Origin of the sequence: Rossellomorea sp. FS2 (assembly GCF_047915635.1) — a bacterium.
Lineage (GTDB): Bacteria > Bacillota > Bacilli > Bacillales > Bacillaceae_B > Rossellomorea > Rossellomorea marisflavi_A.
In genome coordinates this window covers 38,237-63,745 of sequence record NZ_JBLRVS010000004.1, presented here as the reverse complement: position 1 = coordinate 63,745, position 25,509 = coordinate 38,237, and the positions used below count along the sequence as shown (strand labels likewise).

At 49.5% G+C, this 25,509-nt stretch carries 28 protein-coding genes and 1 riboswitch; of the genes, 17 read left to right on the top strand and 11 right to left on the bottom strand.

The annotated features are described in order from the left end of the window. Positions 1 to 52: 52 nt before the first annotated feature. Positions 53 to 154, bottom strand: a riboswitch (purine riboswitch). Positions 155 to 373: 219 nt separating this feature from the next. From ACNA6I_RS10975 to ACNA6I_RS10955, 5 genes are all read left to right on the top strand, one after another. Then, positions 374 to 1,159 carry a DUF4397 domain-containing protein gene (locus ACNA6I_RS10975; RefSeq protein WP_048005013.1) on the top strand — a complete coding sequence of 262 codons (786 nt, stop codon included), beginning with the start codon at positions 374 to 376 and terminating at the stop codon, positions 1,157 to 1,159. Then, the gene (locus tag ACNA6I_RS10970) at positions 1,159 to 1,773 is read left to right on the top strand and encodes a class F sortase (RefSeq protein ID WP_048012536.1); all 615 of its coding nucleotides are present in this window, start codon (positions 1,159 to 1,161) and stop codon (positions 1,771 to 1,773) included. The genes ACNA6I_RS10975 and ACNA6I_RS10970 overlap by 1 nt, the downstream gene beginning before the upstream one ends. A gap of 256 nt (positions 1,774 to 2,029) precedes the next feature. Further along, complete coding sequence (locus ACNA6I_RS10965) at positions 2,030 to 3,007, top strand: alpha/beta hydrolase (protein WP_197082219.1); 978 nt, start codon at positions 2,030 to 2,032, stop codon at positions 3,005 to 3,007. Positions 3,008 to 3,159: 152 nt separating this feature from the next. After that, positions 3,160 to 4,554, top strand: a complete 1,395-nt coding sequence (locus tag ACNA6I_RS10960) for an FAD-binding oxidoreductase (protein ID WP_048012534.1) — start codon at positions 3,160 to 3,162, stop codon at positions 4,552 to 4,554. After that, positions 4,551 to 5,513, top strand: coding sequence for a bile acid:sodium symporter family protein (locus ACNA6I_RS10955; protein ID WP_048012533.1), 963 nt, complete (start codon positions 4,551 to 4,553; stop codon positions 5,511 to 5,513). Before ACNA6I_RS10960 ends, ACNA6I_RS10955 begins: the two co-directional genes overlap by 4 nt. A gap of 45 nt (positions 5,514 to 5,558) precedes the next feature. Here the strand turns inward: ACNA6I_RS10955 and ACNA6I_RS10950 are convergent, their stop codons facing one another. The 5 genes from ACNA6I_RS10950 to ACNA6I_RS10930 form a co-directional block, all read right to left on the bottom strand. Then, a complete protein-coding gene (locus ACNA6I_RS10950) occupies positions 5,559 to 6,872 on the bottom strand; it encodes a short-chain fatty acid transporter (RefSeq protein ID WP_048012532.1) in 1,314 nt (437 codons plus the stop codon). Positions 6,873 to 6,974: 102 nt separating this feature from the next. Continuing rightward, positions 6,975 to 7,982, bottom strand: a complete 1,008-nt coding sequence (locus tag ACNA6I_RS10945; RefSeq protein WP_048005007.1) for a FecCD family ABC transporter permease — start codon at positions 7,980 to 7,982, stop codon at positions 6,975 to 6,977. Further along, positions 7,979 to 8,980 carry a FecCD family ABC transporter permease gene (locus tag ACNA6I_RS10940; protein ID WP_187427102.1) on the bottom strand — a complete coding sequence of 334 codons (1,002 nt, stop codon included), beginning with the start codon at positions 8,978 to 8,980 and terminating at the stop codon, positions 7,979 to 7,981. The genes ACNA6I_RS10945 and ACNA6I_RS10940 overlap by 4 nt, the downstream gene beginning before the upstream one ends. A gap of 58 nt (positions 8,981 to 9,038) precedes the next feature. Beyond that, complete coding sequence (locus tag ACNA6I_RS10935) at positions 9,039 to 9,962, bottom strand: iron-hydroxamate ABC transporter substrate-binding protein (RefSeq protein ID WP_048012531.1); 924 nt, start codon at positions 9,960 to 9,962, stop codon at positions 9,039 to 9,041. Beyond that, positions 9,913 to 10,758 carry an ABC transporter ATP-binding protein gene (locus ACNA6I_RS10930; RefSeq protein WP_048005004.1) on the bottom strand — a complete coding sequence of 282 codons (846 nt, stop codon included), beginning with the start codon at positions 10,756 to 10,758 and terminating at the stop codon, positions 9,913 to 9,915. Before ACNA6I_RS10930 ends, ACNA6I_RS10935 begins: the two co-directional genes overlap by 50 nt. A 159-nt stretch (positions 10,759 to 10,917) precedes the next feature. Here ACNA6I_RS10930 and ACNA6I_RS10925 point away from each other — a divergent pair, with 159 nt between their 5' ends. Then, positions 10,918 to 11,970 (top strand): NAD(P)/FAD-dependent oxidoreductase, encoded by a 1,053-nt coding sequence (locus ACNA6I_RS10925; protein WP_048012530.1) that lies wholly within the window; start codon positions 10,918 to 10,920, stop codon positions 11,968 to 11,970. A 46-nt stretch (positions 11,971 to 12,016) separates the two neighbouring features. On the opposite strand, the gene ACNA6I_RS10920 is transcribed toward ACNA6I_RS10925, so the two are convergent. Beyond that, positions 12,017 to 12,712, bottom strand: a complete 696-nt coding sequence (locus ACNA6I_RS10920; protein WP_048005002.1) for a TerC family protein — start codon at positions 12,710 to 12,712, stop codon at positions 12,017 to 12,019. A gap of 119 nt (positions 12,713 to 12,831) precedes the next feature. Then, the gene (locus tag ACNA6I_RS10915; RefSeq protein ID WP_082140691.1) at positions 12,832 to 13,143 is read right to left on the bottom strand and encodes a hypothetical protein; all 312 of its coding nucleotides are present in this window, start codon (positions 13,141 to 13,143) and stop codon (positions 12,832 to 12,834) included. 137 nt (positions 13,144 to 13,280) lie between these two features. On the opposite strand from ACNA6I_RS10915, the gene ACNA6I_RS10910 reads away from it, so the two are divergent. The 4 genes from ACNA6I_RS10910 (at position 13,281) to ACNA6I_RS10895 (ending at position 15,345) form a co-directional block, all read left to right on the top strand. Further along, positions 13,281 to 13,802: a ferritin gene (locus ACNA6I_RS10910; protein WP_048012528.1), complete on the top strand. Its 522-nt coding sequence runs from the start codon at positions 13,281 to 13,283 to the stop codon at positions 13,800 to 13,802. Further along, the gene (locus ACNA6I_RS10905) at positions 13,786 to 14,382 is read left to right on the top strand and encodes a DUF3189 family protein (protein WP_316247149.1); all 597 of its coding nucleotides are present in this window, start codon (positions 13,786 to 13,788) and stop codon (positions 14,380 to 14,382) included. Before ACNA6I_RS10910 ends, ACNA6I_RS10905 begins: the two co-directional genes overlap by 17 nt. A 68-nt stretch (positions 14,383 to 14,450) precedes the next feature. Further along, a complete protein-coding gene (locus tag ACNA6I_RS10900; RefSeq protein WP_262370530.1) occupies positions 14,451 to 14,585 on the top strand; it encodes a hypothetical protein in 135 nt (44 codons plus the stop codon). A 133-nt stretch (positions 14,586 to 14,718) separates the two neighbouring features. Then, the gene (locus ACNA6I_RS10895) at positions 14,719 to 15,345 is read left to right on the top strand and encodes an FMN-dependent NADH-azoreductase (protein ID WP_048012527.1); all 627 of its coding nucleotides are present in this window, start codon (positions 14,719 to 14,721) and stop codon (positions 15,343 to 15,345) included. A 41-nt stretch (positions 15,346 to 15,386) separates the two neighbouring features. On the opposite strand, the gene ACNA6I_RS10890 is transcribed toward ACNA6I_RS10895, so the two are convergent. The 4 genes from ACNA6I_RS10890 to ACNA6I_RS10875 form a co-directional block, all read right to left on the bottom strand. Then, positions 15,387 to 16,661, bottom strand: a complete 1,275-nt coding sequence (locus tag ACNA6I_RS10890; RefSeq protein WP_148795824.1) for an MFS transporter — start codon at positions 16,659 to 16,661, stop codon at positions 15,387 to 15,389. After that, the gene (locus tag ACNA6I_RS10885; RefSeq protein WP_416313289.1) at positions 16,658 to 17,971 is read right to left on the bottom strand and encodes an alkaline phosphatase family protein; all 1,314 of its coding nucleotides are present in this window, start codon (positions 17,969 to 17,971) and stop codon (positions 16,658 to 16,660) included. The genes ACNA6I_RS10890 and ACNA6I_RS10885 overlap by 4 nt, the downstream gene beginning before the upstream one ends. Positions 17,972 to 18,102: 131 nt before the next feature. Further along, a complete protein-coding gene (locus ACNA6I_RS10880; protein WP_148795820.1) occupies positions 18,103 to 18,891 on the bottom strand; it encodes a polymer-forming cytoskeletal protein in 789 nt (262 codons plus the stop codon). A gap of 22 nt (positions 18,892 to 18,913) precedes the next feature. After that, a complete protein-coding gene (locus tag ACNA6I_RS10875) occupies positions 18,914 to 19,516 on the bottom strand; it encodes a DUF4004 family protein (protein ID WP_148795818.1) in 603 nt (200 codons plus the stop codon). Between the two features lie 180 nt (positions 19,517 to 19,696). On the opposite strand from ACNA6I_RS10875, the gene ACNA6I_RS10870 reads away from it, so the two are divergent. The 7 genes from ACNA6I_RS10870 to ACNA6I_RS10840 all read left to right on the top strand — a co-directional run bounded on the left by ACNA6I_RS10870 (position 19,697) and on the right by ACNA6I_RS10840 (position 25,444). Then, complete coding sequence (locus tag ACNA6I_RS10870; RefSeq protein WP_416313288.1) at positions 19,697 to 20,077, top strand: GntR family transcriptional regulator; 381 nt, start codon at positions 19,697 to 19,699, stop codon at positions 20,075 to 20,077. Further along, positions 20,074 to 20,958: an ABC transporter ATP-binding protein gene (locus ACNA6I_RS10865; protein ID WP_148795814.1), complete on the top strand. Its 885-nt coding sequence runs from the start codon at positions 20,074 to 20,076 to the stop codon at positions 20,956 to 20,958. The genes ACNA6I_RS10870 and ACNA6I_RS10865 overlap by 4 nt, the downstream gene beginning before the upstream one ends. Beyond that, positions 20,942 to 21,685, top strand: a complete 744-nt coding sequence (locus tag ACNA6I_RS10860) for a hypothetical protein (RefSeq protein ID WP_148795812.1) — start codon at positions 20,942 to 20,944, stop codon at positions 21,683 to 21,685. The genes ACNA6I_RS10865 and ACNA6I_RS10860 overlap by 17 nt, the downstream gene beginning before the upstream one ends. Next, on the top strand, positions 21,682 to 22,386 hold the full coding sequence (locus ACNA6I_RS10855) for a hypothetical protein (protein WP_048012519.1): 705 nt from the start codon (positions 21,682 to 21,684) through the stop codon (positions 22,384 to 22,386). The genes ACNA6I_RS10860 and ACNA6I_RS10855 overlap by 4 nt, the downstream gene beginning before the upstream one ends. Before the next feature lie 204 nt (positions 22,387 to 22,590). Continuing rightward, entirely contained in the window at positions 22,591 to 24,639 is a 2,049-nt protein-coding gene (locus tag ACNA6I_RS10850) for a catalase (RefSeq protein ID WP_416313287.1), read from the top strand. A gap of 222 nt (positions 24,640 to 24,861) precedes the next feature. Continuing rightward, positions 24,862 to 25,023 carry a hypothetical protein gene (locus ACNA6I_RS10845; RefSeq protein ID WP_156183417.1) on the top strand — a complete coding sequence of 54 codons (162 nt, stop codon included), beginning with the start codon at positions 24,862 to 24,864 and terminating at the stop codon, positions 25,021 to 25,023. A gap of 76 nt (positions 25,024 to 25,099) precedes the next feature. Then, positions 25,100 to 25,444 (top strand): hypothetical protein, encoded by a 345-nt coding sequence (locus ACNA6I_RS10840; RefSeq protein ID WP_048012517.1) that lies wholly within the window; start codon positions 25,100 to 25,102, stop codon positions 25,442 to 25,444. Positions 25,445 to 25,509: the final 65 nt, after the last annotated feature.

Below are 25,509 nucleotides of genomic sequence, written 5' to 3'. Positions count from 1 at the left end.
AACAAAAAGCCCCGGGGTTCACCCAGGGTTCGACGTTGGAGAAGGACAGGGCATACGGCCCCTGTCTCCTCGTAGTCAAACCATTTACGGTAGTTTGGTAGAAACTTTTGGACCATATTTCCAATATTATACGAGAACACTCATGCTGCTATTAAAATGTTTAAGGAACATTGTATATCCTGCTCTTTAGAAATGTCAATGAAAAATGGAAAGAACGGACCGGAAAAGGGCGGATTCAGGGTTCCGAATGGATCAGCACATCCAATGTGCTCAATCGGCAGGTTTAGAGTTGCAGGAAAAATGTAACCGTTATACATTAGATGTACAAGGTTCGAACAAACCTTGCATAAAACATATACAAGGAGTGGAGTGAATGAAAAAGCTTTTTGCAATGTTGGTCGCAGTGTTGATGACGTTTGGTGTATCGGGAGCTGCCTTTGCGGCAGATGGAGATGCCATGGTGCGAATCGTGCACGCATCCCCTGACGCACCGGCTGTCGATGTTTATGTAGATGGTAATGCAGTGGTTGAGGGAGCAGAATTCAAAGCCGCCACTGACTATATGGAGCTTCCTGCAGGTGACCACAAAGTGGAGATCTTTGCAGCTGGAACAAAGGAAGATCCGGTGATTTCACAAGATCTTACTGTTGAAGCTGGTATGGCTTACACGGTCGCAGCCGCCAATACCCTTGAGAATCTTGAACTTGTCGTAGCCAATGATTCCATGGACGTAACCGAAGGCAAGACAAAAGTAAGGGTCGGCCATTTATCCCCTGATGCACCAACAGTCGATGTTGGACTGAAGGATGGAGATGCGTTGTTCGAAGGAGCAGAATTCAAAGCCATCACGGATTATCAGGAATTGGATCCTGGAACGTATGATCTTGAAATCCGCACACCTGAAGGAGAGCAAGTATTGGATCTTTCCGGAACAGAACTAGCTGAAAATACCGTATACAGTGTGTTTGCCATCAATACAGCAGACAAACTTGAAGTACTTGTATTGAAAGATTACACGCTCATGCCAGGTGGAATGCCTGAAACCGGTATGGGAGGAGCGGCTGATCAAAACACGATGCTTCCGATCGTAGCAGCTGTTGCAGTGCTTGGTGGAGGAGCACTACTATTCATCAACCGTAAAAAATTATTCTCTTCTTAATGAAGCGGATCGCGGTTGTCCTGTTCATCCCACTGCTTCTGGCCGCATGCTCCAATGACCCTTCCACTGCACCGGAAGCGGATGAACCCGTCCAAAAGGTACAAGCGGTGAAGCCTGCTGTTCAAACAGCCAACGTGCAGGATGATGAACAATCGATCACTCCGGAATCGATTACGATCCCTTCACTTAATATCGATGCCCCTGTGAAAGCATTCGGTCTGGATAAGGAAGGGAATATGGAGCTTCCCAAAAACGGGAAGGATGTCGCCTGGTTCTCACCTGGGATACGTCCCGGGGAACGGGGAAATGCCGTCCTGGCAGGGCATGTCGATGACGAAAAGCAGCCTGCGGTCTTTTTCGACCTGAAAAATATCAAGAAGGGGGACAGGATCATCCTGAAGGGAAAGGATGATGAAGAACTCGTCTTTGAGGTGAAGGATAAACAAGCCTATCTGAAAGATGATGCCCCCCTTCGGAAGATTTTCGGGCCGGGAGATCATATCGGTCTTAATATCATTACATGCACAGGATATTTTGACCACGATATTCATAATTATGTCGAGCGCCTGGTCGTTTATACAGAGCTCGTCACAGATGAAAAAGCATCCGGGTGAACCGGATGCTTTTTTTCAGGTGATAGTGAATCCTTACAGGTATGGAGGCATGTTCCATTTGTGGAATGATCATCTCTCCCGTGCCTTCATCTTCAACACATAATAGGGTTTAACTGCGTAGGGAATAAGGGAAAAAGGGGTAGAGACAATCTAGTTCAGAAATCTTCGGAAGATACCCTTTCCACAACTGACGGGTGATCCTACTTACCATTGACAGGCTTCCATGAGATGACTGACGATCGAAGGAGAACGAGTGATGAAAAGACGAATCATTTGGTTGATCGGTTCATTGTTGGCCCTCGTTGTCATCGTCCTGGGGCTTGCGGGTAACTATATATATGATCTTGCCATCAGCCGCAACAGCGGTGTTGTCCAGCTCTACGGAGGAACGGATGAGGCGGTGGAAGCTGTGAGCGCATTGGAAGAAGAACAAAAAAGGCTGGAAGAACTGCGCAGTTGGACGAGCAGGCAAAAATTCGAACAGGTATCCATCCAATCAGACGACGGTCTGACCTTGAAAGGCCTGTACCTCAAGAATAAGTATCCGAACGGAAAGACGGTCGTTCTTGCCCACGGATACAAGGGAAACAGTGACCAGCTTCCGGAGGTGACACGGTTTTATTATCGCCAAGGCTATAACATCCTTAAGCCCGATGCGAGGGGACACGGGGATAGTGAAGGCGACTATATCGGGTATGGCTGGCCAGACCGGCTCGATTATGTGAAATGGATCGATTTCCTCGTCAAGGAGAAGGGGGAGGAAGCAATCTTCCTTCACGGGTTCTCCATGGGGGCATCCACTGTCCTGATGACGAGTGGAGAAGATCTGCCGCCGGAAGTGAAGGGGATCATTTCCGATAGTGCGTATACGAATCTGGAGGACGAGCTTGCCCATCAGCTGAAATACCTCTATGATCTGCCAGCCTTCCCCCTTGTTGACGCCACTTCCATCGTCACCAAGATCCGGGCGGGGTACTCTTTCAAAGAGGCATCTGCTGTCGAGCAGGTAAAGAAGAATGATCTCCCCCTCCTGATCATTCACGGAGCTGAAGATGAACTGGTCCCAACGGAGATGGCAACGGAAATCTATAAGGCAGCCGGAGGAAAAAAGGACATGTGGATCGTCCCGGAAGCAGGTCATACGGAAGGATTCCTTGTTAATGAAACAGAATATGGTACGAAAGTCATTGACTTTGTCAATGAAGCGATGATGGAACAGGAAGAAAATAATTGAGGATGCTCCGTCCCCTAAGGTAGTCTGGGGGCGGTTTTTTTGTATGATAATCGCTAAGTGAGAAGTTTTTGAAAAAAGTTCCTCTCAGGTCATTGTAAAATTCTGATTATTAGGTATAATTCGACAATAACCATCATCAGGAGGAGAAGCATATGGAAATGGGTACAGAAACATTATACGAAGAACTTCAGAATGTATTGAGGAAAGACCAGATATCAACCAATATAACAGTGAGGGAGCAGCACGGGAGAGATGAGTCCTATCACGAACCGAGTAATCCTGATTTCGTGGTCTTCCCCTCTTGTGCAGAAGACGTAAGGGCCATCGTGAAGACAGCGGCTGCTCACGAAGTACCGGTGATCCCATTTGGACTTGGAACAAGTCTGGAAGGACATGTCATTCCGTATGACCGGGGAATCACGATCGATTTCTCCGGAATGAATGAGATAGTGGAAGTAAGGGAGAAGGATTTTTTGGTTACCGTGCAGCCGGGTGTGACACGCTCCCAGCTCAATAAGGAACTCAAGAAACATGGATTGTTCTTTTCCGTCGACCCCGGGGCCGATGCAACCCTTGGTGGGATGGCGGCTACCAATGCCAGCGGGACAACTTCAGTAAAATATGGGGTCATGCGTGACCAGGTCCGTGATCTGGAGGTGGTGACTCCCGACGGCAGTATCATACATACCGGGAACCTTGCACAGAAATCTTCCTCGGGTTACCATCTCAACAGTTTGTTTGTAGGGTCTGAAGGAACGCTCGGATGCATAACGGAACTGACCTTGAGAGTATACGGGATACCAGAGCATATCGTGGCGGCAAGAGCCGCATTCCAGGAGCTCGATGATGCAGTGGAAGCCGTTGTATCGATCCTGCAGGCGGGTGTTCCGATTGCCAGGGTCGAGCTTCTCGATGAAACATCCATGGTTCAGGCAAATCTATTCAGTGAGACGGATTATCGTGAAAAGCCGACGCTCTTCCTTGAGTTTCACGGGAACGAAGCAGGTCTCGCACAGGATGTGGAATTCACAAAGGAAATCGTCGCTGATCATGGGTGTGAGTCTATTGACTTTGAAACGGACCAAGGGGCAAGGAATCGATTATGGGATGCCCGTCATAATCTTGCATACGCCTATATTCATGGAAACAAAGGCAAAAAGATGATGGTGACCGATGTCTGCGTGCCGATATCCGAGCTTTCCGGGGCCATCAGGGACGCCAGGCAGAGGCTTGATACCTTCGGACTCACAGGTGGCATACTCGGTCATGTAGGCGATGGAAACTACCATGTGCTCCTCATGATCGATATGGAGGATCCTCAGGAAGTGGAGAAAGCCGCACAGTTCAACGAAGAGATCGTTGAATATGCCCTCGAGCGCAGGGGTACCTGTACGGGTGAGCACGGCGTCGGGGTAGGGAAGCAAAAGTATCAGGAAATGGAGCACGGTGATTCACTGCGGGTGATGGAGCGGATCAAGGAAGCCCTCGACCCCAAGGGGATCTTCAATCCCAACAAGCTGATCAAACAGAAGGAGGCGGGACAATGAAGATCCTTGAGACCATCAGCAAGGCTGCAGGTAAGTACTTTGCCTTCTGGGTCATCCTTGTAGCGGTCGTGGCCTATTTCATCCCGGCACCGTTCCTTCCCCTTGGCGGGTATATTACGATCCTCCTCGGTGTGGTCATGTTCGGGATGGGGCTGACGCTAAAACCGGTTGATTTTCAGTTGGTTGTGAAGAAGCCGCTTCCGGTCATCGTCGGGATCCTGGCACAGTTCTTGATCATGCCCCTCGGTGCGCTTCTGATTGCCAACCTTCTCGGCCTCTCAGATCAATTGGCTGCGGGACTTGTCCTTCTAGGCTCGGTACCGGGCGGGACAGCTTCAAACGTAATGGTCTATCTTGCCCGTGGGAACCTTGCCTTGTCGGTCGCTATGACGTCGCTATCAACCCTTATTGCCCCTATCGCTACTCCGTTGATCCTGCTTGGACTGGCTGGACAGTGGATGCCGGTGGATCCCGTGGCCATGTTCCTGTCGATCTTCCAGGTGATCATTGTGCCGATCACGCTTGGTATCATCGTCCAAAAGCTTCTGCCTGCACTGGTTGAGAAGAGTCTCGATATCATCCCGCTGATCTCGGTACTCGCCATCATGACGATCGTAACGGCCGTCGTTTCTGCCAACGCCCCGAGCATCCGTACTTCCGGAACAATCATCTTTGTTGCCGTGATGCTTCATAATCTGCTCGGTCTGACCTTGGGGTATGTGGCCGCCATCATCATGAAACTGAAGGAAGGGGATAGAAGGGCGATTTCCATAGAGGTCGGCATGCAGAACTCAGGACTCGGTGTGGCACTTGCCACCGCCCATTTTGGTCCACTTGCTGCACTTCCAAGCGTGATCGGTGCAGTCTGGCATAATATTTCAGGTCCGATCCTGGCAACCTATTGGAGTAAGAAACCTGCTAAAGTCGATGAAACGGAAGAGAAGGTGAAAGCTGGATAATCAAAAATGGCTGAAGGGGATGTATCCCCATCAGCCATTTTTCGATTAATAAAGGAACAACATGAGGACGGTGGTCACGACCCCGACCCATACGGCCAGGATGAAACAGTAGCCCATGATGTGGCGGATATGCAGTCCGACGATGCTGAGGATCGGGAGGGCCCAGAAAGGCTGGATGAGATTGGTCCATGCATCGCCCCATCCGACGGCCATGGCGATGGTGGAAGGCTCCACTCCCAGATTCATCCCTGCAGGTACTTGGAGTGGCCCCTGCAAAGCCCATTGACCGCCACCGGACGGCGCCAGGAGATTGACGATTCCCGCTGTCCAGTACGTGAAGATATCGAAGGTTTCTTTATTGGCGATCGATGTCATCCCCTGAATGATGCTTTCTCCTAACCCCGAACTGGTCAGAACAGCGATGATCCCTGCATAAAATGGAAACTGCAGGATGATGGGGGAGGTGGATCCCGCAGCTTCCTTGAACGCTTCGCCAAATGAACGCAGGGATCCATGGAAGATCAAGCCGAGGGAAAGAAATAAAAGATTGATGATGTTCAGGTCAAGGTCCCGGCCCAATATGAATTCATGGATCACATAGATCATACCGATCAATCCTGTCACGACCCCGAGTATAGGAGTCGTCTCAAGCCTTGATGCAGGAGTCGCTTCCACGCCGGTCTGGACATTGACCTTCTTTTGGGTGATCTTTTCTTCATAAGGGGTCACCTCCCCCTTTGGTGCCATCAGGCAGATGACGACGGGCATCGTTACGAAGAGAACGAGAAATATGATGATGGTGGAAGGGCTGAAAATCGTTTCAGAAGTTGGGATGACGCCCATGAGATCGACAAGGAAATGATCGTTGGTTGCGACGGTAAGTCCGATCGAGCTTGATAAGCCTGCTGTATAAAGGGCAGTGGGGGAATAAGCAGCTGCTACAAGCAGAGGGAAGTGAACGTTTGGATTGCGCCTGCCGATTTCCCTCACCAGGATGGCACCGACCACCACGGCAAGCCCCCAGTTGATGTAATAGGCGGCGCCCGATAGGCAAAAGGTATACACATAGGCCTTTGTCGGGGTGTCGGCCCATTCGGCCAGTTGCTGTAGCCCCTTTTTGACAAAAGGAACGGATGCAAGGACCATGCCGGTCAAAAGCAAAAGGACCATTTGCATGGTAAACGTCAAATATACCCAGAAACCGTCCCCGAATGATTTAACAAGGCTGAGGGGCTCTGCAGGCTTCAGGGAAATCCCGATACCGAAGACGAGGAGCGTAAGCAGGACAGCAATGACGAAAGCATCTGGCAAGTATCGCTGGACAAGTCTTGATAACCTGTCGGCAATGGAAGCTAACATGATGAACAACTCCTTTCGATGATTGACTACAGTATATTGGGATTTGTCCAGGTTCATGAGCACAAAAAAGCCGGATCTTGGAAGATCCGGCTTTGTGCCCTTCTATTTTTTCAGAAGTAGATAAACGAAATAAGGAGCTCCGATCAAAGCGGCCATGATTCCGGCAGGAAGACCATCCGGCTCGAGGACATTTCTGCCGACCGTATCGGCTGCGAGGAGCAGCCATCCCCCGAGCAGCAAGGCTACCGGAAGGTACAGCTGATGGCGCGGTCCCACAAGGGATTTGGCAAGATGGGGAGCCATCAGACCGATGAAGGCGATCCCTCCCGTCACGGAGACGGCCGATGCGGCCAGGGCCACGGCTGTGAACAGAAGGATGATCCTCTCCCGCTTCAGCGCCACCCCGACGCCGATGGTAGCAGAGTCGCTCAGGGCCAGGAGATTCAGTGTACGTGCTTTATAGAGAGTGAACGGAATCAAAACCACAAGCCAGGGAAGGATCGCCCATACGAATGGCCAATCAGCTCCCCATATGTTACCGGCAAGCCAGTTGGCGATGAAGTCGACTTTTGCCCGTTCCGCGCTGGAGATCATGATGATCATCAATCCGGAGAATGCCGTGGAGAATCCGACCCCTACAAGGATCATCTTGACGGGTTGAAGTCCGCTACCCCGTGTGGACGAGAAGAAATAGATGAGACCCGCAGTCAGAATCGCTCCGGCAAAGGCCACGAGGGGAAGCATAAAGGCGAATGATCCTGCATCGATGGGGAAGAACAGGAAAAAGACCGTGATGGCGACTCCGGCACCGGAGTTGATCCCGATGATCCCGGGATCTGCAAGGTCATTCTTCGTCATCGTCTGCAGGATGGAGCCAGAGAGGGCAAGGGCCATACCGGCAAGCACGGTGATCACGATCCTCGGAAGCCTGATGGAGAAGAGGATGAATTCATCCTTAAAGGAACCATTTCCCATGATGGTGGGGATCAGCCTGTCAATGGAGACCGAGGAATACCCCAGGCTGATTCCGATCAAAACGGTAGACACGATGAAAACCAGAAGAGCAATCAAGATCGCCCGCTGTTTTTTGAGTAGCTTCGGATGGATCATAGTTTCCCGCCTTTCCGAACGATGAATAAGAAGAAAGGAAGGCCCATCAAGGAAACGATGGCCGCAACGGGAGTCTCGTAGGGTGCATTCACGGTCCGGCCGATCGTATCGGCCAGAAGCATGAACGTGCTTCCCAGGACGACCGAGACCGGTATGATGGTACGGTAATCGGTCCCTGTCAGTGCCCGAGCGATGTGGGGGACCATCAATCCGAGAAAGGCCATATTCCCTACTAGGGCGACAGCAGACCCTGCCAGGATGACCGTCAATAAGAAGAGGGCCGATTTGACGAGGACCGTCCGCTGACCCAATCCGACTGCGACCTCCTCATTCAGGCTCAGGATGGTCAATTGCCTTGAAAACCCCATGGAGAAGATCACGCATAAAAGGATACATGGACCGATGATATAGATTTGATTCCAAGTCGTTCCGATCAGTCCACCTGCGGTCCACATGGAGATGTCTTTTGATAGTTTGAAGTAAAGACCGATGCCTTCTGACACAGCAAATAAAAAAGCAGATACAGCCGCTCCAGCAAGGACGATGCGAAATGGCGAGAACCCGCCCCTTTTCACCGCTCCGATACCAAAGACGAGCCCTGCGCCGACAGCCGCTCCTATGAAACACGCAAGCATGATGCCGAATGGACCGATGGAAGGCAGGAAGGCAAGGGCGGCAGCCAGGGCTGCATTGGCTCCTGCCGTGAGGCCGAGCAGTCCCGGGTCAGCCAGGGGGTTGCGGGTCATCCCCTGCATGATGGCACCGGAAACGCTGAGAGCGGCTCCGACGAGGATGGCAGCCACTTCACGGGGGAAACGGAGTTCCTGGAGAATCGAGATCTTGTCCCCGCTCCCGGTATTGGTCAGCGCCCCCCAGACGTCGGAAAGGGTCGTGTCAGCCGCACCAAAGGTGACGGATACAAGGAATGATCCGCATAATACGATAATGAGAATGGATAGTGTAGGTATGTATGGTAGTTTTCGACTCATAGCCATCATCTTTTCTGTCGTAGTATAAGAGAAAGGAATTCTTATAGTAAGAATTCCTTTCGGGAGATTACTGGTTTCCTAGGAATTTCTCTTTGAAGAACTCGAGCTGATAATCCAGCGTCAGAGGATCATTGAAGTAGAATTCCATCATGTTTACTTCATATACGCGGTTATTCTTCACAGCAGGTATCGAACGATACGTATCCGTCTTGGTGAAAGAATTCTCTGCATTCGGATCCCTGCTGACGATCAGGTAGTCACCAGCGAAGTCAGGGAGTACTTCCGTGGAGAGGGCGAAGTAACCTGGCTCAAGCGCTTCTTCTTTTACTTTGTCAGGCATGTTAAGTCCCATTTCCTGATAGAGGATCTCGGTTCCGCGTCCCCAGTTGTTTCCGTATACATAGAGTTGTTTATTGAAGCTTTCGATGACGGAAACAGTGGCATCATCACCGATTTTCGCTTTGATATCTTCACCGGCATCAGCTGCCCGTTTTTTGAAATCATCCACCCAGGCTTTTGCTTCATCCTCTTTGTTCAGGAGCTTTCCGATCTCAAGATGCTGCGTGAGGTAATCGACTTTTCCATACGTATATGTAACGGTAGGGGCGATTTTTTTGAGCTTATCGACATTCTTGATATTGGATAGTCCGATGATGAGATCCGGGTCCAGCTCGATGATTTTCTCAAGGTCTTCATCGCTGACTTCCTTGACATCTTTAAGGGAATCATCCCAGCGGGGGTTCATTTTGGACCATGAATCCACCCCGACAAGAGGGACGTCGAGGGCCATGACATTACCGGCGAAGGACGACAGGACGACGACGCGTTTAGGGTCGGCTGGAACTTCTACGGGCCCGTTTTCAGATTGATAGGTAATGGTTCCCTTGTCTTCTTTCTTTTTCTCTTCCTTTTGATCCGTTGATGTTTGATTGCCGCATGCACTAACTAGTAGCACGAATAGCAGAATGATAGGTGCCAGCCATTTCTTCATGTTGTTCTTCTCCTTTAATTAAGTTGTATGTGATGCACATTGGTTTGAGGGTCCGGGGATCGCGGCCGATTTCGGCGTCGATGTTGAACACCTTCCTCAAGGTCTCGCGGGTAATGACCTGCTCCCCTGTACCGGAACTCACCAGATCACCGTCCTTCAGGGCGATGATGTGATCGGCGAACCGGGCTGCCTGATTCAGATCGTGGAGGACCATGACGATCGTGCGTCCTTGCTCCCGATTGAGCCTTTCCAGGAGCTCAAGGACCTCGAGCTGGTGGGCCATATCGAGATACGTTGTCGGTTCATCCAGGAAGATGATGTCCGTTTCCTGGGCGAGGGCCATGGCGATCCACACGCGCTGACGTTGCCCACCTGATAAAGCATCTACTTCCCTGTGTTTAAAAGGAAGCGTGCCGGTCTCCTCCATTGCCCAGTGGATCATATCCTGATCCTTCTTCGTTAAGCGGCCCAAGCCTTTCTGATGCGGGAATCGTCCGTAGGATACAAGTTCACCGACGGTCAATCCGCTTGCGCTTTCAGGGGTCTGGGGGAGTATGGCCATTTTCTTGGCCAATTCCTTCGTACTCTGTTTATGGATGTTTTGTCCATCAAGAAGGATATTCCCCGTCTGATGGGGGATGATCCGGGTAATCGCTTTCAGCAAGGTCGACTTTCCACAGCCGTTCGGACCGATGATGGTGGTGATCTGTTTATCCGGGATGCTTACGCTCAGATTCTTCACGATGAGTCGATCGTCATACCCAACGGAAAGCTCGGTAGAAAAGAGACGATTCATCCTATCCCTCCTAATTGGTGATAATGATTCTCAGTGTCAACTAATACTCATCGTATATTCCTTTTTGCCCATTGTCAATAGAAAATTGGTTGTCAAAGCGGTTGAAAAGAGGTAGGATGTAATTGAGAATGATAATCATTTAGATAGCGGGGGATTAGGATGAGTGAGAAGGAGATCTATGATGTCACGATAATCGGCGGAGGACCAGCCGGTCTATATTCCGCTTTCTATAGTGGATTGAGGGAAATGAAAACGAAGTTGATTGAGTCCCAGCCGCGATTGGGAGGAAAGATCCATGTGTATCCTGAGAAAATGATATGGGATGTCGGGGGCCTTACTCCTTTGTCCGGAGCCGACCTGATCAAGCAACTCGTGAAGCAGGGTCTTACATTTGATCCGACCGTCGTACTCAATGAAAAGGTTTCTTCCATCAGGAAGGATCCGGAGGGGATCTTTATCCTCGAAGGAGACTCGGGTGATGTCCATTTGTCCAAGACGGTGATCGTGGCGGTGGGGAGCGGAATCATCAATCCTCAAAAATTGAAGATTGAAGGCGCAGAGCGGTTCGAGGTGTCCAACCTTCATTACACAGTGAAATCCCTCAAACAATTCAAGGGCAGGACCGTCTTGATCTCGGGAGGCGGGAATTCGGCTGTTGATTGGGCGAATGAGTTAGAGCCTGTGGCAGGGAAGGTCATGGTCACTTACAGGAAGGCCTCCTTCACAGGACATGAAGCCCAATGCTCCCAGCTCATGAACAGCTCGGCCGATTGCCTATTCAACACAACCATCACGCGCTTGATCGGTTCTGAAGATGGGGAGAAGATCGAGAAGGTGGAGCTGATGAATGTAGAGACGGAAAATACAACCATCGTGTCGGTCGATGACGTCATCGTCAATCACGGGTTCGAAATCGACTCATCCCTCTTGAAAGATAGTTCCCTTGGAATCGAAATGCTGGATGACTTTTATTTGAAAGGAAATGCCGTGAGCGAAACATCCGTGCAAGGATTATACGCGGCAGGCGATATCTTGAAGCATGAAGGGAAGGTCCATTTGATTGCAGGAGCATTTCAGGACGCAGCGAATGCCGTCAACCGTGCAAAGAGCTTCATTTCCCCCGATGCAGACAAGTCCGGAATGGTGTCATCCCACAATGAAGTATTCAAAAAGCGGAATCGTGAGTTGATTAAAAAGATGGTAGGGAAATGACCGGAAGTCATAAAAAAATCCAGACAGGTGTCTGGATTTTTTTTAGTTACCCATATTGATTCTCACGTTTAGAAGATCTGCGCTTATTTACGAGGAAGCCGATCAAAAGGATGGCAATGGTGAGGGCGATGGTGATCGTCATGGTCGTAGCACCTTCATGAAGATTCAGGAACTTCAGGAACTTTTCATCCCCGACGATCATTTCCCCAGCCGTATAGGCTAGGATCCCAGAACCGAGATAGGCGATCCAACGATACTTTTCAAGGACCTTGACGATGAGTTTCGAGCCAAAGATCATGATCGGGATGCTGATGAAAACCCCGAGGGCGATCATGCCGATATGACCATGTGCGGCTCCTGCCACTGCCACGACATTATCGAGGCTCATGACTGCATCGGCAAGGATGATGGTCCCGATGGCCTGTCCCAGTTTGGAATGCGATTTGATATCGGCATCGCCTTCATCCTCGACGAGGACATTATAGGCGATCCACAGTAAAAGGATTCCTCCGAGTAGATGGACATAAGGGATCTTTAAAAGATAAACAATGATAGCTGCAAATAATATCCTTAGTATGACTGCGCCGCCTGTGCCCCAGAAGATAGCTTTATTCTGCAGATCTTTTGGAAGTCTTCTCGTTGCCATCGCGATGACTACGGCATTATCGCCAGATAAGATGATGTCAATGGCGATGATCTTCAACAGCGCAATGATGGCTTCGGATGAAAATGATAAATCCATAATGGTTCCTCCTGTATTCTTCTCTCAAGCAGTATGTTGCCCACTTATTATAGCACTAAAACCATCCCCATCCCATTTTCCCGAATTGAAAAAAGGCCGGCAAATGACCGGCCGACAGCCTACTGCACTGTATAAGGGTATGGATACGGGTAAGGATAGGGATAGGGATATGGGTAAGCGGGCACGGGGACTGGGTAGGGTCCTGGTGATGCAGCTGTCCCGACGGCAAGACCGGTGACCGTTCCGGCGGCAAAACCTGCACCGGGATATCCCCAACCATGATTCCAACCCGGTCCCCAATTTCCACCGTGGTTCCAACCTCCTGTATTCCATCCGCCGCCGTGATGCCAGCTGGCCGAGCCATTGCCCCAGTTGACGTGACCGCCTCCGCCGTGGACAGGTCTTTGATTCCTGATTGCATAGATGTTCATATCATCCACCCTTTCTCATTCTGTACAGTATATGCCCAACGAATCTTCAAGGTTATTTGTTCATATCCTGCTTCCATCCCCTATATATATTAATGTAATGGGCATGAGTCCGGAATGAACAAAGGAGGAATAAAATCATGAACGAACAGATGCAAAAACTTATCAATAACCTGATTCAGATTGAACATGTCTCTACCACCCTGTACCTTGCTATGTCTGCTTACCTTGCCAATCAAAATTACACAGGGATGGCCAATTGGCTCCGTGTCCAATCGGAAGAAGAAAGGACGCACTTATTGAAGCTGATCGATTACCTGACCGATCGTGGAGGTGTGGTGGAACTGGCGGCTCTTCCTGCACAGCCGAAGACATTCGGGACACCGCTCGAAACCTTCCAGAAGGTATTGGAGCACGAACGTTTCGTCACGGATGCATACCGGAAAGCCTATGAGTACGCCGCCCAGAATGATCAACAGTCTGCCATCATCATTCAGGAATTCCTCCGTGAGCAGGTCGATGAAGAAGCTCAGTCCAAAACGATTGTAGACCGGTTGACGCTTGCCGGTAACAACTCAGCCGCCCTGCTGGTCCTCGATCAGGAGCTCGGTCAAAGGACACCGGCCGGAGCCGCAGGAGGAGCGGGTGCAGCCGGGGGATAAAAAGAAGGAAAAGGCCCATACTGATAAAAAGACGATCGGTAAGGGTGATGAGATGATTTTTATTTACCATGATTTCGGAGGGACCCACACGACCTCCATGGCTGCAGCGATCCACCTGAGATTGCTGCCTGATAGAGAGTGGACCGATGAAGAAATCCTTTCCATCCCTGACTTCAATCAGCTGAAGAAAAAAGATGCCGGTCATCTTTTTTTCAAGGGAACGGATCATGACGGTCATGATGTATATACGATAGGGAAAAGGTCTTCTAAGTATGTGCTCCCCGCCATGAAAGATGTAAGCAAGATGCTTCTTTCCCGCTATGATCGTGACGGAAAGATCATCTTTTCCAACACTTCCCCCGTTGTGCCCCCGGTCATGACCGCGGGCGGTTTTTTAGCCCGGGGACTCGGGCTTGATGCAGTCGGCGTCCCTCTGTTAGTAAGGGGAGCGAAGCAGTGCAGGGTATATCTTGAAAAGCTTGTGGATGAAACAAAACGCAGCGCACATGAATCACATGCCGGACGGATCATTGACCTTGAAAATAAATATTATCAGTATAAAAAAGGGAAAAAGTTGTAAAAGGGAGAAGTAGGTATTAAGAATCAGTCACCCGGGGATGAGAGCGATGATAACGGAGGTGCAATCAGATGGAAGGAAAACCATTGCATTTTGATGGGAGTCACCCGGTAAGCAAGGAAGGCGAAGGGGTACAGGAACCCTTCGTCTTGACAGAAGAGATGCGGAAAAGCATTTCAGGTAATCCATACGGATCGGAAGAATGAAAAAGAGCGACCCCGGGTACAAAATCCCGGGGTCGCTCTTTTTCAAAAAACGGGATAAACGAGTGTAAAAGGCGAAAACTATGGAGGTTCTTTCTCCCTTAGAGAAGAGAGCAATAAGGAGGAGGTCCCAAAAATGGCAAAAGTTCTATATATCACCGCACACCCGCATGATGAAACCCAATCTTACAGCATGGCGGTTGCTTCAGCGTTCATCACGTCCTACCAGCAAAGCCATCAGGATGACCAGATCACCCATCTAGATCTCTATAAGGAACATATCCCGGCCATTGATGCCGATGTCTTCAGTGGATGGGGGAAACTCCAGTCCGGAGGAGATCTGTCCCCGGATGAGCAGACAAAGGTAAGCCGCCTGAATGAGCTTTCCAAGCAGTTCGTGGAAGCCGATAAATATGTGTTCGTCACGCCACTCTGGAATTTCTCATTTCCACCGGTCATGAAGGCATATATAGACTCGGTTGCCGTCGCAGGGAAATCATTCAAATATACCGAGAATGGTCCTGTCGGTCTCTTGACGGACAAGAAAGCGATCCACATCCAGGCAAGGGGAGGCATCTATTCCCATGGGCCCCAGGCCGAGCTTGAGATGGGTCACCGATATCTTGGGATTATCATGCAATTTTTCGGCGTCCCGTCTTTTGAAGGGATTTTTGTCGAAGGGCATGCGGCCATGCCGGATAAAGCCGAGGAAATTAAAGCGGATGCCATTGAAAAAGCCAAAGCTGCTGCTCCGAAGTTCTAATAAGAAAATCCGGCCGAAGTGATTTCGGCCGGATTTTTCTATCAGATGATGGCGGAGCGATCGACGGATTCTTCCTTAGGCTCAGGTACGAAGGCGAGGATGACAATCCCGATCACAAAGAGGATCACCAGGGAGAACACCCCGCTGTTAGACTGCCCTGTCACCTGGGACGTCACGGCCACGAGCAATGGCCCCATGATCGAAGCGAATTTCCCGAAGATATTATAGAAACCGAAGAACTCATTGGCGTTCTTTTTAGGGACCATCTTGGCAAAATAAGATCTGCTCAGTGCCTGGATACCCCCCTGAGAGGAGGCGACAAGCATGGCGAGAATCCAAAAATCAAGGGTCGTTTCGAGGAAGTAGGCGTAGATGCAGACGCCGATATAGACGATGATTCCTGCGTACAACATTTTCTTCCCCGTGAACTTCTCTGAAAGTCTTCCGTAAAGGATGGAAAATGGCCCTGCCACCACCTGGGTGACAAACAGGATGATCAACAGGTTGGTAGAAGTGATGCCTAGATCACTTCCATAGGCTGTGGACATGGTGATGATCGTACCGACTCCATCGATATAAAAGAAATAAGCCAACAGGAATAGAAAAAGGGCTCTGTATTTCCGGATTTCTTTAAAGGTCTTACCGAGGCGTTTAAAGCTCTTCGCAACGGGGTTTTTTTCGCGTTTGATGAAATAGTGCTGTTTGACATGCTTGAGGAGAGGGATGGTGAAGATTCCCCACCATATCGCTGTTATCACAAAGGCGATGCCACTGGCCGTGTCGACGGCGATGGGAATGACCTGGCTCTGGGCGAGCACAATGATGGCGATGGCGATGATGAACGGGATCGTGCTTCCGATGTAACCGAGCCCATAGCCCCTGGCAGAAACACGGTCCATCCGGTCTTCGCTTGTTACATCGGTGAGGAAGGCATCATAAAATACGTTGGCTCCCGCAAATCCCACGGTGGAAACCGTGTAAAAGATGAGGAGGAGGATCCACTGCTCCCCTGGAATGAAGGCGAGGGAAGCTGTAAAGATGATACCCAGGGTGAAGAAGAAGGTGAAGAATTTTTTCTTGTAGCCTTCGTAATCAGCAATCGTGCCCAATATCGGACCGAGCATGGCCAAAATGAACGTCGCGATGGCAATGGTGTAGCCGAGATACGCCGTGGAGTCCACGGAGCTCACTCCTGCACTTGTAGCGGCTGCCTTGAAGAAAAGCGGGAAAACGGCCGTGGAGATGATGATGGAATAGGCTGAGTTCGCCCAATCATAAAGGATCCAACTATTCTCTTCTTTTGTGAACTTTTTCATCCTTTTCCGTCCTCCTGTTCAATGTTCACTGCATCCAGTAATTCATGTCGGCATACCCCATCTGTATCCCCGAGGTCAAGGCCGAGGAGGCGTGCCATGGTAGGACCCTCATCCACAAGATTCATCAATGGGATTTCCGTCTTTCTGATTCCGTTGCCCATGGCCATGAACATCGTCCCGTACTGTTCCTTGGAAGGGGAGTAACCATGAGAACCCCATGTATAGTTGCGATCCTGGACATCTTGAGGGGTGATGCGATGAAGGAAGTCGCCCTCGGTAAAGTCCTTGAAGTAATAGCCCTTCTCTGCCTCGAGCATGAATGCGGCACTCCCATCTGCACCCATGAGTCCCGCTTCATATCCCGTGAAGATCTCTTCGATTCCACCTTCTTTTTGAAGCGCTCGCAACAATCGGTGTACCCTATCCATAAGCCCTTCGTCTCTCACATAAACATACGATGAGCCGTCGCACCCCTTAGCATAAACCTGCCAATCGGTCACTTTCCCCTTTTGATTACATGTGATCCACCCTTGCTCCTTGAAGCAAACGTTCAGTTGGATGGCCGTATCTTCGTCGAGTGCACTGTGATCTCCCAATGCAATCAACGTATACTCACATCCGCTTTCATCCAGTGCATGCATGATCCTTCCCAGGCGATCATCATGACGGTGGATGGCATCAAGGGCTTCCTTGGAAGAGAATCCGTGATAGTGCCTCATCGTATCAAGGTCGGTGAAATGGATGAGTGTCAGGCCTGGCTTCTTCGTACGGATCGTATGGATAGCGGATTCCAGTACAAAATCATCCAAAGCGGGTTGTTCAAGACCGTTCCTTATTGAACCGAATCGCCGTTGAAGATCCATTTGGTAGAGCGGGGTCCCATTCATGAGTGAAACCATGATCTGGTGGTGCCACGGACGGTTGGCGAATATCTCGGGAAGATTGTAATCGATGTTTGCTTTCGCAGTGACGGGCCATAGAAGGGCGGCCGTTGTAAGCCCGGCTGCCTTTGCTTCATCGTAGAGGGTGGTTCCCTGGATGTGAGAGCGGTGCCAGTACCAGTCGGGCGAAGGGCGTCCCGGCTGGATGAGCGTATTATTGATGATCCCATGACGCTTCGGATAGTTACCCGTCACGATCGATGCATGACAAGGGTAGGTGACCGATGGATAAATGGTGCGCACATTCCGGCATAATGCCCCTTCATCGAGCAGGCGGCTGAAGTGTGGGAGCTCTTGCAAAAGGGGATAATCCAGTGAAGACAGGCAGTCAAATGATACGACGATAAGATGCTCAGTCAGGCGGGTCATGTGTACCTCCAACAGGGAAATATACTATATATCTATTAATATAGCAGAAGATTCAGAATGTACATAAGGACTTTTGTTAAAAACAGGTAAAGGGAACAAGAAAAGCTCCGGAGAGCCCGGAGCCTTGGTTGTTAAATCTTGGTCGAACGCATGACCTTTGCATTTTCTTTCGTGTCTAGTTCATGGGAATATTCCACGTTTTCAATTTCACAATTCTCTCCGATGATGATGTGCTTCCCGCGAACGAGCTTTGCTTTAGTATTTTCCAGGGTGATGAGATCCCCCTCAATGAGGTCACAGTGGAGGAACTCATCTTTTTGTGTGAAGAAATTGACCACCTGCTTGAAGAATTTCCCCGTGCGGCTCTGTTTGACCACCACTGTTTCGCCGCCGATTTCCTTGATGGAGGAGTGATGATGCAGCTTGATATCAATCTTATCCGCATTCAGCAATCCGTCAATATGGACGGAGCCTGAAGAAGTGAAGCTTTCCACTTCGCAGTCCTTGCCGACCTTGAGGGAACCGCTTGTCTCAAGGGACTGCCCCTGGATCCTTCCGTCCACTTTACATGCTCCGCTGCTCTCGAGCGTCTGTGCGAATAAATCACCGGCGATCTTCACCGAACCACTGATGTCAACTTCTTGTGCTGTAAGATTCCCGTTACATTTGGAAGAACCGCTTACGATGAAGGTCCCTGTTTGGATGTCGCCTGAAAACACGGAAGAGCCGCTCGTTTTCATATGTTCCGCATCCACTTTTCCATCCACCTTACCCGAACCAGACATATGGAAATCCTTGCAGGATAAGTCGCCATGAATCTTTCCGCTTCCGCTAATTTTCACATCTTTGAATGTCCCGCCTCCCGATGTCCCGCTTCCACTGATCTTCAAGTCATATAATTTCGTTTGAGCTGCACTCATCGTTATCCTCCTTAGAATATCTTCACTTTGTTGCAATGCTGCCGTTCACTTGTTCCATCAACGAACCGATGTCCATCTCCACGGCTTTCACGGATTCTTCCATGACCCACTTACTGTCACCGGGAAGCTGCATCCACATCCATCCCGAGCCTTTGCTCATGCCGATGAGCCTGTAGTCGAGGGGAGGAGGGGAAGATTCCAGAAAGGAGACCAGCTCCTTCAATGCTTCTTTCTCCACGCCCTCCTCTTTGGCAATGTGCAAAATCTTGCCGTGCAGCAGATCCTGACCGGTAAAGGTTTCCCTTGCTTGGAACAAGTTCCAGAGATCTTCCGGTATCAGGTTCAGTTCCCTTACCTGCTGTCCACTCAGTTGGATGGTGGACGAATCAGGAGAGAAGATCGCTGAAAGCTCATCGAGGGAGTGGTCATCCTTCAGCTCTTTGATCTTTTGTATGCGTTCGAGCACTTTCTCCTTTGGAAAGTAGGTTTCTTGTCCCGTGAAGCTGGACTTTTTGATAAACCAGCTTTCAGGGAGGATGTTCTTTCTTTTCCACCGGTAGAGCTGTCCGTAGGAAATGCCGGTCATATCGAGGACTTCACGTTTGGAAATCAGTTCTTCACTCATACTCAACCTCCTTGTAACAAAACATTGTTACGCTGTATCTGTATTCAGAATAGCAGAACAATGTTACGTTGGCAAGTGAGTTTGAAAAAAATTCCTCTGTACCTATTGCAAAACAACGTAAATCGGTATATAGTACATTACATCAGTAATGCACTATGGCAGGGAGAGGTGAATGCACTCTTGATCTTAAATTCAAACAGTTCGAAGCCGATTTACGTCCAGATTGCCGAATGGGTCGAAACGGAGATCCTTTCTGATGCCCTACAAGCAGATCAGAAAGTTTACTCACAATATCAGCTTTCCGACATGCTCAATATTAATCCGGCCACGGCAGGAAAGGGACTATCGCTATTAGTAGATGAAGAAGTGCTGTACAAAAAAAGGGGGCTGGGTATGTTTGTATCAGAAAAGGCAAAGAACATCATCTTGATGAAGAGAAAAAATGAGACTCTTGCGGAACTCGTCGGGAATCTGGTGAGGGAAGCTGAGTATCTGAATGTATCGGAAGACGAACTGATCCGGTTGATCAGGGAAGAAATGATAAGGGGGGATGAAGAGTGAGTGTCATCGAGTGCAATCGTGTCTCAAAGTTGTATGGTGGGAAGAAGGCCGTGAACCAGATGACATTTACGATCGAGGAGAATGTGATCACGGGTTTGATCGGAAGGAATGGCGCAGGGAAGACGACTTTATTGAAGCTCCTGGCCGGATTCATACAGCCGACGGATGGAGAAATCCGCATTTTTGAAGAAACTCCCTTCAATTCCTTGAAGGTATCCGCCAACAGTATCTATGTGGATGACCAAATGACCTTTTCCCCTTATCTGAACCTGAAGGAAATCCTCCATGCCATGAAGACCTTCTATCCCAATTGGGATATGGAGATCGCCCGGAAGCTGATGGCCCATTTCTCCCTTGACGGAAAAGCGTATCATAGCCAGCTGTCCAAAGGCATGAAAAGCACCTTCAACGTCATTGTCGGCCTTGCTGCACGCTGCCCCTTGACTATCATGGATGAGCCCGTCACGGGGATGGACGCAGCCGTCAGGAAAGACTTCTATCGCATGATGCTGAAGGATTATCTCGCCCATCCGAGAACCATGATCCTCTCCAGTCATCTCCTGACCGAGATGGAGGATCTCATTGAGAACATCCTCCTCATGAAGGACGGCGGGCTGTGCCTTCATAAGAGTGTTGATGAAATCAGGCAGCTTGTCATCGAAGTGAGCGGACCGAAAGAAGAACTGGAAAAGTGGGCTTCCGCGCAGGACGTGCTGCACATGAAATCCACCACCCCTCACCTGGCACTTGCTGCTGTAAGAGGGGACCGGCTTGAAGGGCGCATCCCTGAAACGTTTGCGGTCAGGGAAGTAGCGGCAGAAGACGCATGTGTGTACATCACAGGAAGGGGAAAAGGGGGAATCGATGATGTCTATCGCTAAGGCAGACTTTTGGAGCATCGTCATGAAACAGCTTCGATACAAGCTGAAAGCTTATAGAGGGGTTTATACATCGATGATCATTGTTCAAGTTGTCGCGCTTTTACTATCCCTCGGGAGCACCGGTGGGTCGGTCGGATCCTCTTCCATGGGCTATTCCTTCGAGGTGAACGGGTATTCCGGGAACCTGATCCTGGTCTTCACGATGATCTGGTCATTCATGACGGCCATCGTCATCACGACGAAGGCGTATCGATACAGTGACTTTTTAATGGTTAGTAACAGGCTGACCAGTCAGGTTTCATCACTGCTGTGTCTATTGATCATATCCATCATCGGGGCACTCACAGCGATCGGTGCAGATTATTTACTCCGTGATCTGTTGATTTTGTTCCGGGATGCAGCGTTTATTTTTGAGGGGGCTGCACCGACGATTCAAGGAATCCTTGGAACTTGTATGTACCTGATATTGTTCGCCCTTTCAGGGTATACGTGCGGTATGCTGGTTCAGATGAATAAGCTGTTCCTCTTCATCATTCCTGCCATAGTCATCGGCGTCCCCATGACCACTTCATTTATGTTGGGCGTCCGATTCTTAACAGAAGATCTTTTCCTCTTCTTTTTGGATGAGACCTCATTCAGTCTATTCGTTGGAAAGTTCCTGCTCGTCAGCCTCCCGCTTTTCGCGGTGAACCTGATAACAGGAAATCGCTTGGAGGTGAAATCATGATGGTCCTTGGCCTTATACTCCCCATCTTCATCATCGCCCTACTTGCAGTGCTTATTGGTTTTTCTCTCAAAAAGACGAAGGTTGCAGGGTTAGGCAAACGGATCTTACCGGAAAAAATCTTGCTGGTATATGGGATCATACTGGTTGCTTCCATCCTCGTATTCGTATTCTTGCCTGACCATATGAAGGACACAAGGTATGCAGCAGCTGATTATACAAATGAAAAAGACTACAACCGATTTATGACCGGCCTGATGGACGGCACCATTGAACAGGTGCCAACAGCTGTTTTGCAAAAAGAATGGAACTTCCCCGGTAAGGAAAAATCGTTCGATGTCAAAACGATGGGATGGCAAGACGGCGACCCTTTCATCATTGTAGACGACCGGGGGAAATCAGATGAAATTACGGTAAAGCATATTGTATCCCGGAGCGTTCTTCAGAATCTGGATATCACGAGCGAAGTACCTTCTCCAAAGATAGCATTTAAAGATGGGGTCCTGACAGTGAAAAGTCAGCCCGAGAAGAAGATCGTCATCAATCAGTACACAGGCTCTTTTGTGACCAATCAGTTTAAAGGTGTGACCGCTTTTGGAGGTGAATCGTTTGAATCCTCCATCGGCACCGACGCCGTTTACATCACGGTGCCAAAGGGAACCCTTGTATCCGGCCCTGTAGAATGGATAAGGGATCATGAATGATCGATGAAGAATCGATGAAGAATGAATAGAGGATGAACGGAAGGAGGCATCTTTGGAAGATGCCTTTTTTTCTATGGAAATAATAGGTTAGGAGGAATACCTCTCCAGAAAATCATGTTTATTCTACCAATAGAAGGGTAGTTTGTAAGTGGATTTGTTTACATAGTAAACAGCATTAAAAAACAGGTGGAGAGGGTTGAGAGAATGAGTAATGAACGTCATGGCAAGGTGAACGGGAATAGCAAGGATGAACAGCTGGAACAGTACCGTGTGGATGATAAGGATAAGCATCTCACCACGAATCAGGGACTGAAGGTATCGGAAGATGAATTTTCCCTCAAGGCGGGGGAACGCGGTCCGACCCTGATCGAGGATTTCCACTTCCGTGAAAAGATGACACACTTTGACCACGAGCGGATCCCGGAGCGCATCGTCCATGCCAGGGGCTATGCCGCACACGGTGAGTTTGAAGTGTATGAATCGATGAAAGACTATACAATGGCGAAATTCCTTCAGGATCCGTCCGTGAAGACGCCGGTATTCGTGCGCTTTTCCACGGTGGCAGGATCGAAGGGATCTGCTGAAACCGTGCGGGATGCCCGCGGATTCGCCACGAAGTTCTATACAGAAGAAGGGAATTATGATCTTGTTGGGAACAACATCCCTGTCTTCTTCATCCAGGATGCCATCAAATTCCCTGATTTCGTCCATGCAGTAAAGCCGGAGCCTCATAATGAAATGCCACAGGCGGCTTCAGCCCATGATACATTCTGGGATTTCGTCGCCAACAACCAGGAATCGGCCCATATGGTCATGTGGGCCATGTCGGATCGTGCCATCCCTAGAAGTCTCCGCATGATGGAGGGCTTTGGCGTCCATACGTTCCGCTTTGTCAACGATGAAGGGAAGGCGCACTTTGTGAAATTCCACTGGAAGCCGGTCCTCGGGACACATTCCCTTGTGTGGGATGAAGCACAGAAGATCAACGGGAAGGACCCTGACTTCCATCGCCGCGATCTTTATGAATCCATCGAGAACGGAGACTATCCGGAATTCGAGCTTGGCGTTCAGCTCATCAAGCAGGAAGACGAATTCAACTTCGACTTCGACGTATTGGATCCGACCAAGCTATGGCCGGAAGAAGATGTACCGGTCAAGATTATTGGGAAGATGACCCTCAATCGGAATGTGGATAACGTATTCGCCGAAACGGAGCAGGTGGCATTCCATCCGGGATCTGTCGTTCCGGGCATCGACTTTTCCAATGACCCGCTGCTTCAGGGAAGGCTCTTCTCCTACACGGATACGCAGCTCATCCGTCTAGGCGGACCGAACTTCCATGAACTCCCGATCAACCGTCCGGTCTGCCCGTTCCATAATAATCAGCGGGACGGTTACGGCCGCCAGACGATCAATCGTGGTCAGGTGAGCTATCACAAAAACTCACTCGCCAACAATACTCCGGCGCCGGCAAGTCCTGAGGAGGGCGGCTATGTCCACTATCAGGAGAAAGTAGAGGGCCACAAGGTCAGGGCCAGGAGTGAGAGCTTCAAAGACCACTTCTCCCAGGCGACGATGTTCTGGAACAGTATGAGCCGCCCGGAAAAGGATCACATCATCCAGGCATTCAGCTTTGAGCTCGGGAAAGTGGAGAGTGTGGACGTGAGGAAGCAGATTGTGGCCATGTTTGCCAATGTCAGTAAGGAACTGGCCGCAGGTTTTGCGGAACAAATCGGGCTTGAAGCTCCTGAGGATGCCGGTTCCAATATAACGAAATCATCTCCTGCACTCAGCCAGGAAAACACGAAGAAGAAGCCTCAGACCCGAAAAGTCGGTGTCATCGTGACAGGAGGATTCAACAGTGCAGTATCTTCCATCCTTAACTCACTTAAAGAAGAAGGGGTGCAGCCAGAGATCATATCCGGCAAGCTCGGTGTTGTCAAAGGAGCTGACGGGGCTGAGCTTGAGGTGGATCATACATTCCTGACAGGCGAATCGGTTCTGTTCGACAGCATCTTCCTCGCGGGTGGAACCGAAACAAATAAGAAGTTTACAAGTGAAACACAGTATTTCGTGAAGGAAGCCTTCTCACACTTCAAGCCGATCGGTGCCGTCCATGAAGGAGCTGAATGGCTTGCTTCTGCCGGTATCAAAGAAGGGTCAGGTGTCGTGACGAATGAAGGAGATGATTTCTCCAAACGCTTCGTCAAAGCCATTTCCGAGCACCGCCACTGGGATCGTGAAGTGATTTAAATATAAGATACACCGTGCTGGGCCCACTAAGGGTCCAGCGTTTTTTTTGTGCTCCCATGAGGATGGGAGGGGCTGGCGTCAAGGGGACTATTCAATCTATGCTGACGTCTATTTTCGCCCGTTTTAATAGAAATAGGCTTCTATCAGATGCGAAACTACCAGTTCTACATAGAATAAGGGTGTAAGGTGATTTACTAGAAAAGAACAAGGAGGTGACTGGATATGGGTTACTCAAAATCTCAACCAAGCTATGAATTTGATTTCTACAGCCTTTTGTTGGTGATTCTTGTGGCTGCGTTCCTTATCACGCTTGCTATTGCCCCTCTTGCGGCACTAGTAATCGGAATTGCGCTACTTGTATTGTTAGTGGTAGGCGAGTTGTAAGAATGACGCTCCTGAAGATGGGACAGGCTCCCTTCTTCAGGAGATAATAAGAAGACCCTGAAGGGAGGAACGGAGAATGAGTGAAAAAGGAAATCCACTTGAAGGATTATTCGAAATGATCAACAAAGTATCGAAGGATCAAGGACAATCCATCGATATGGATACATTGAAGGAACAGATGAATTCCATCATGAATGAAGACAGTCTGAAAAACCTGATGAAGGGGACAGGACTGGGATCAACGGAAAATCTCCTGGGAATGGCAAAGAACTTCGATATCTCATCGATGCTGAACAATGTCATGAGCAAACGGATGAACCGTGGTGCGGGCAATGTAAACGCGGATATCGAGAAGATGAAGTCCGATATTCAAATGATCAAGAAGTATATCAAATCAAACAACTGGGAGCAATGGTACTAAAATTCTCCTTTAATAAGGATTCACATAGATGAATGATCTCTGAAAAATCAGGGGTCATTTTTATT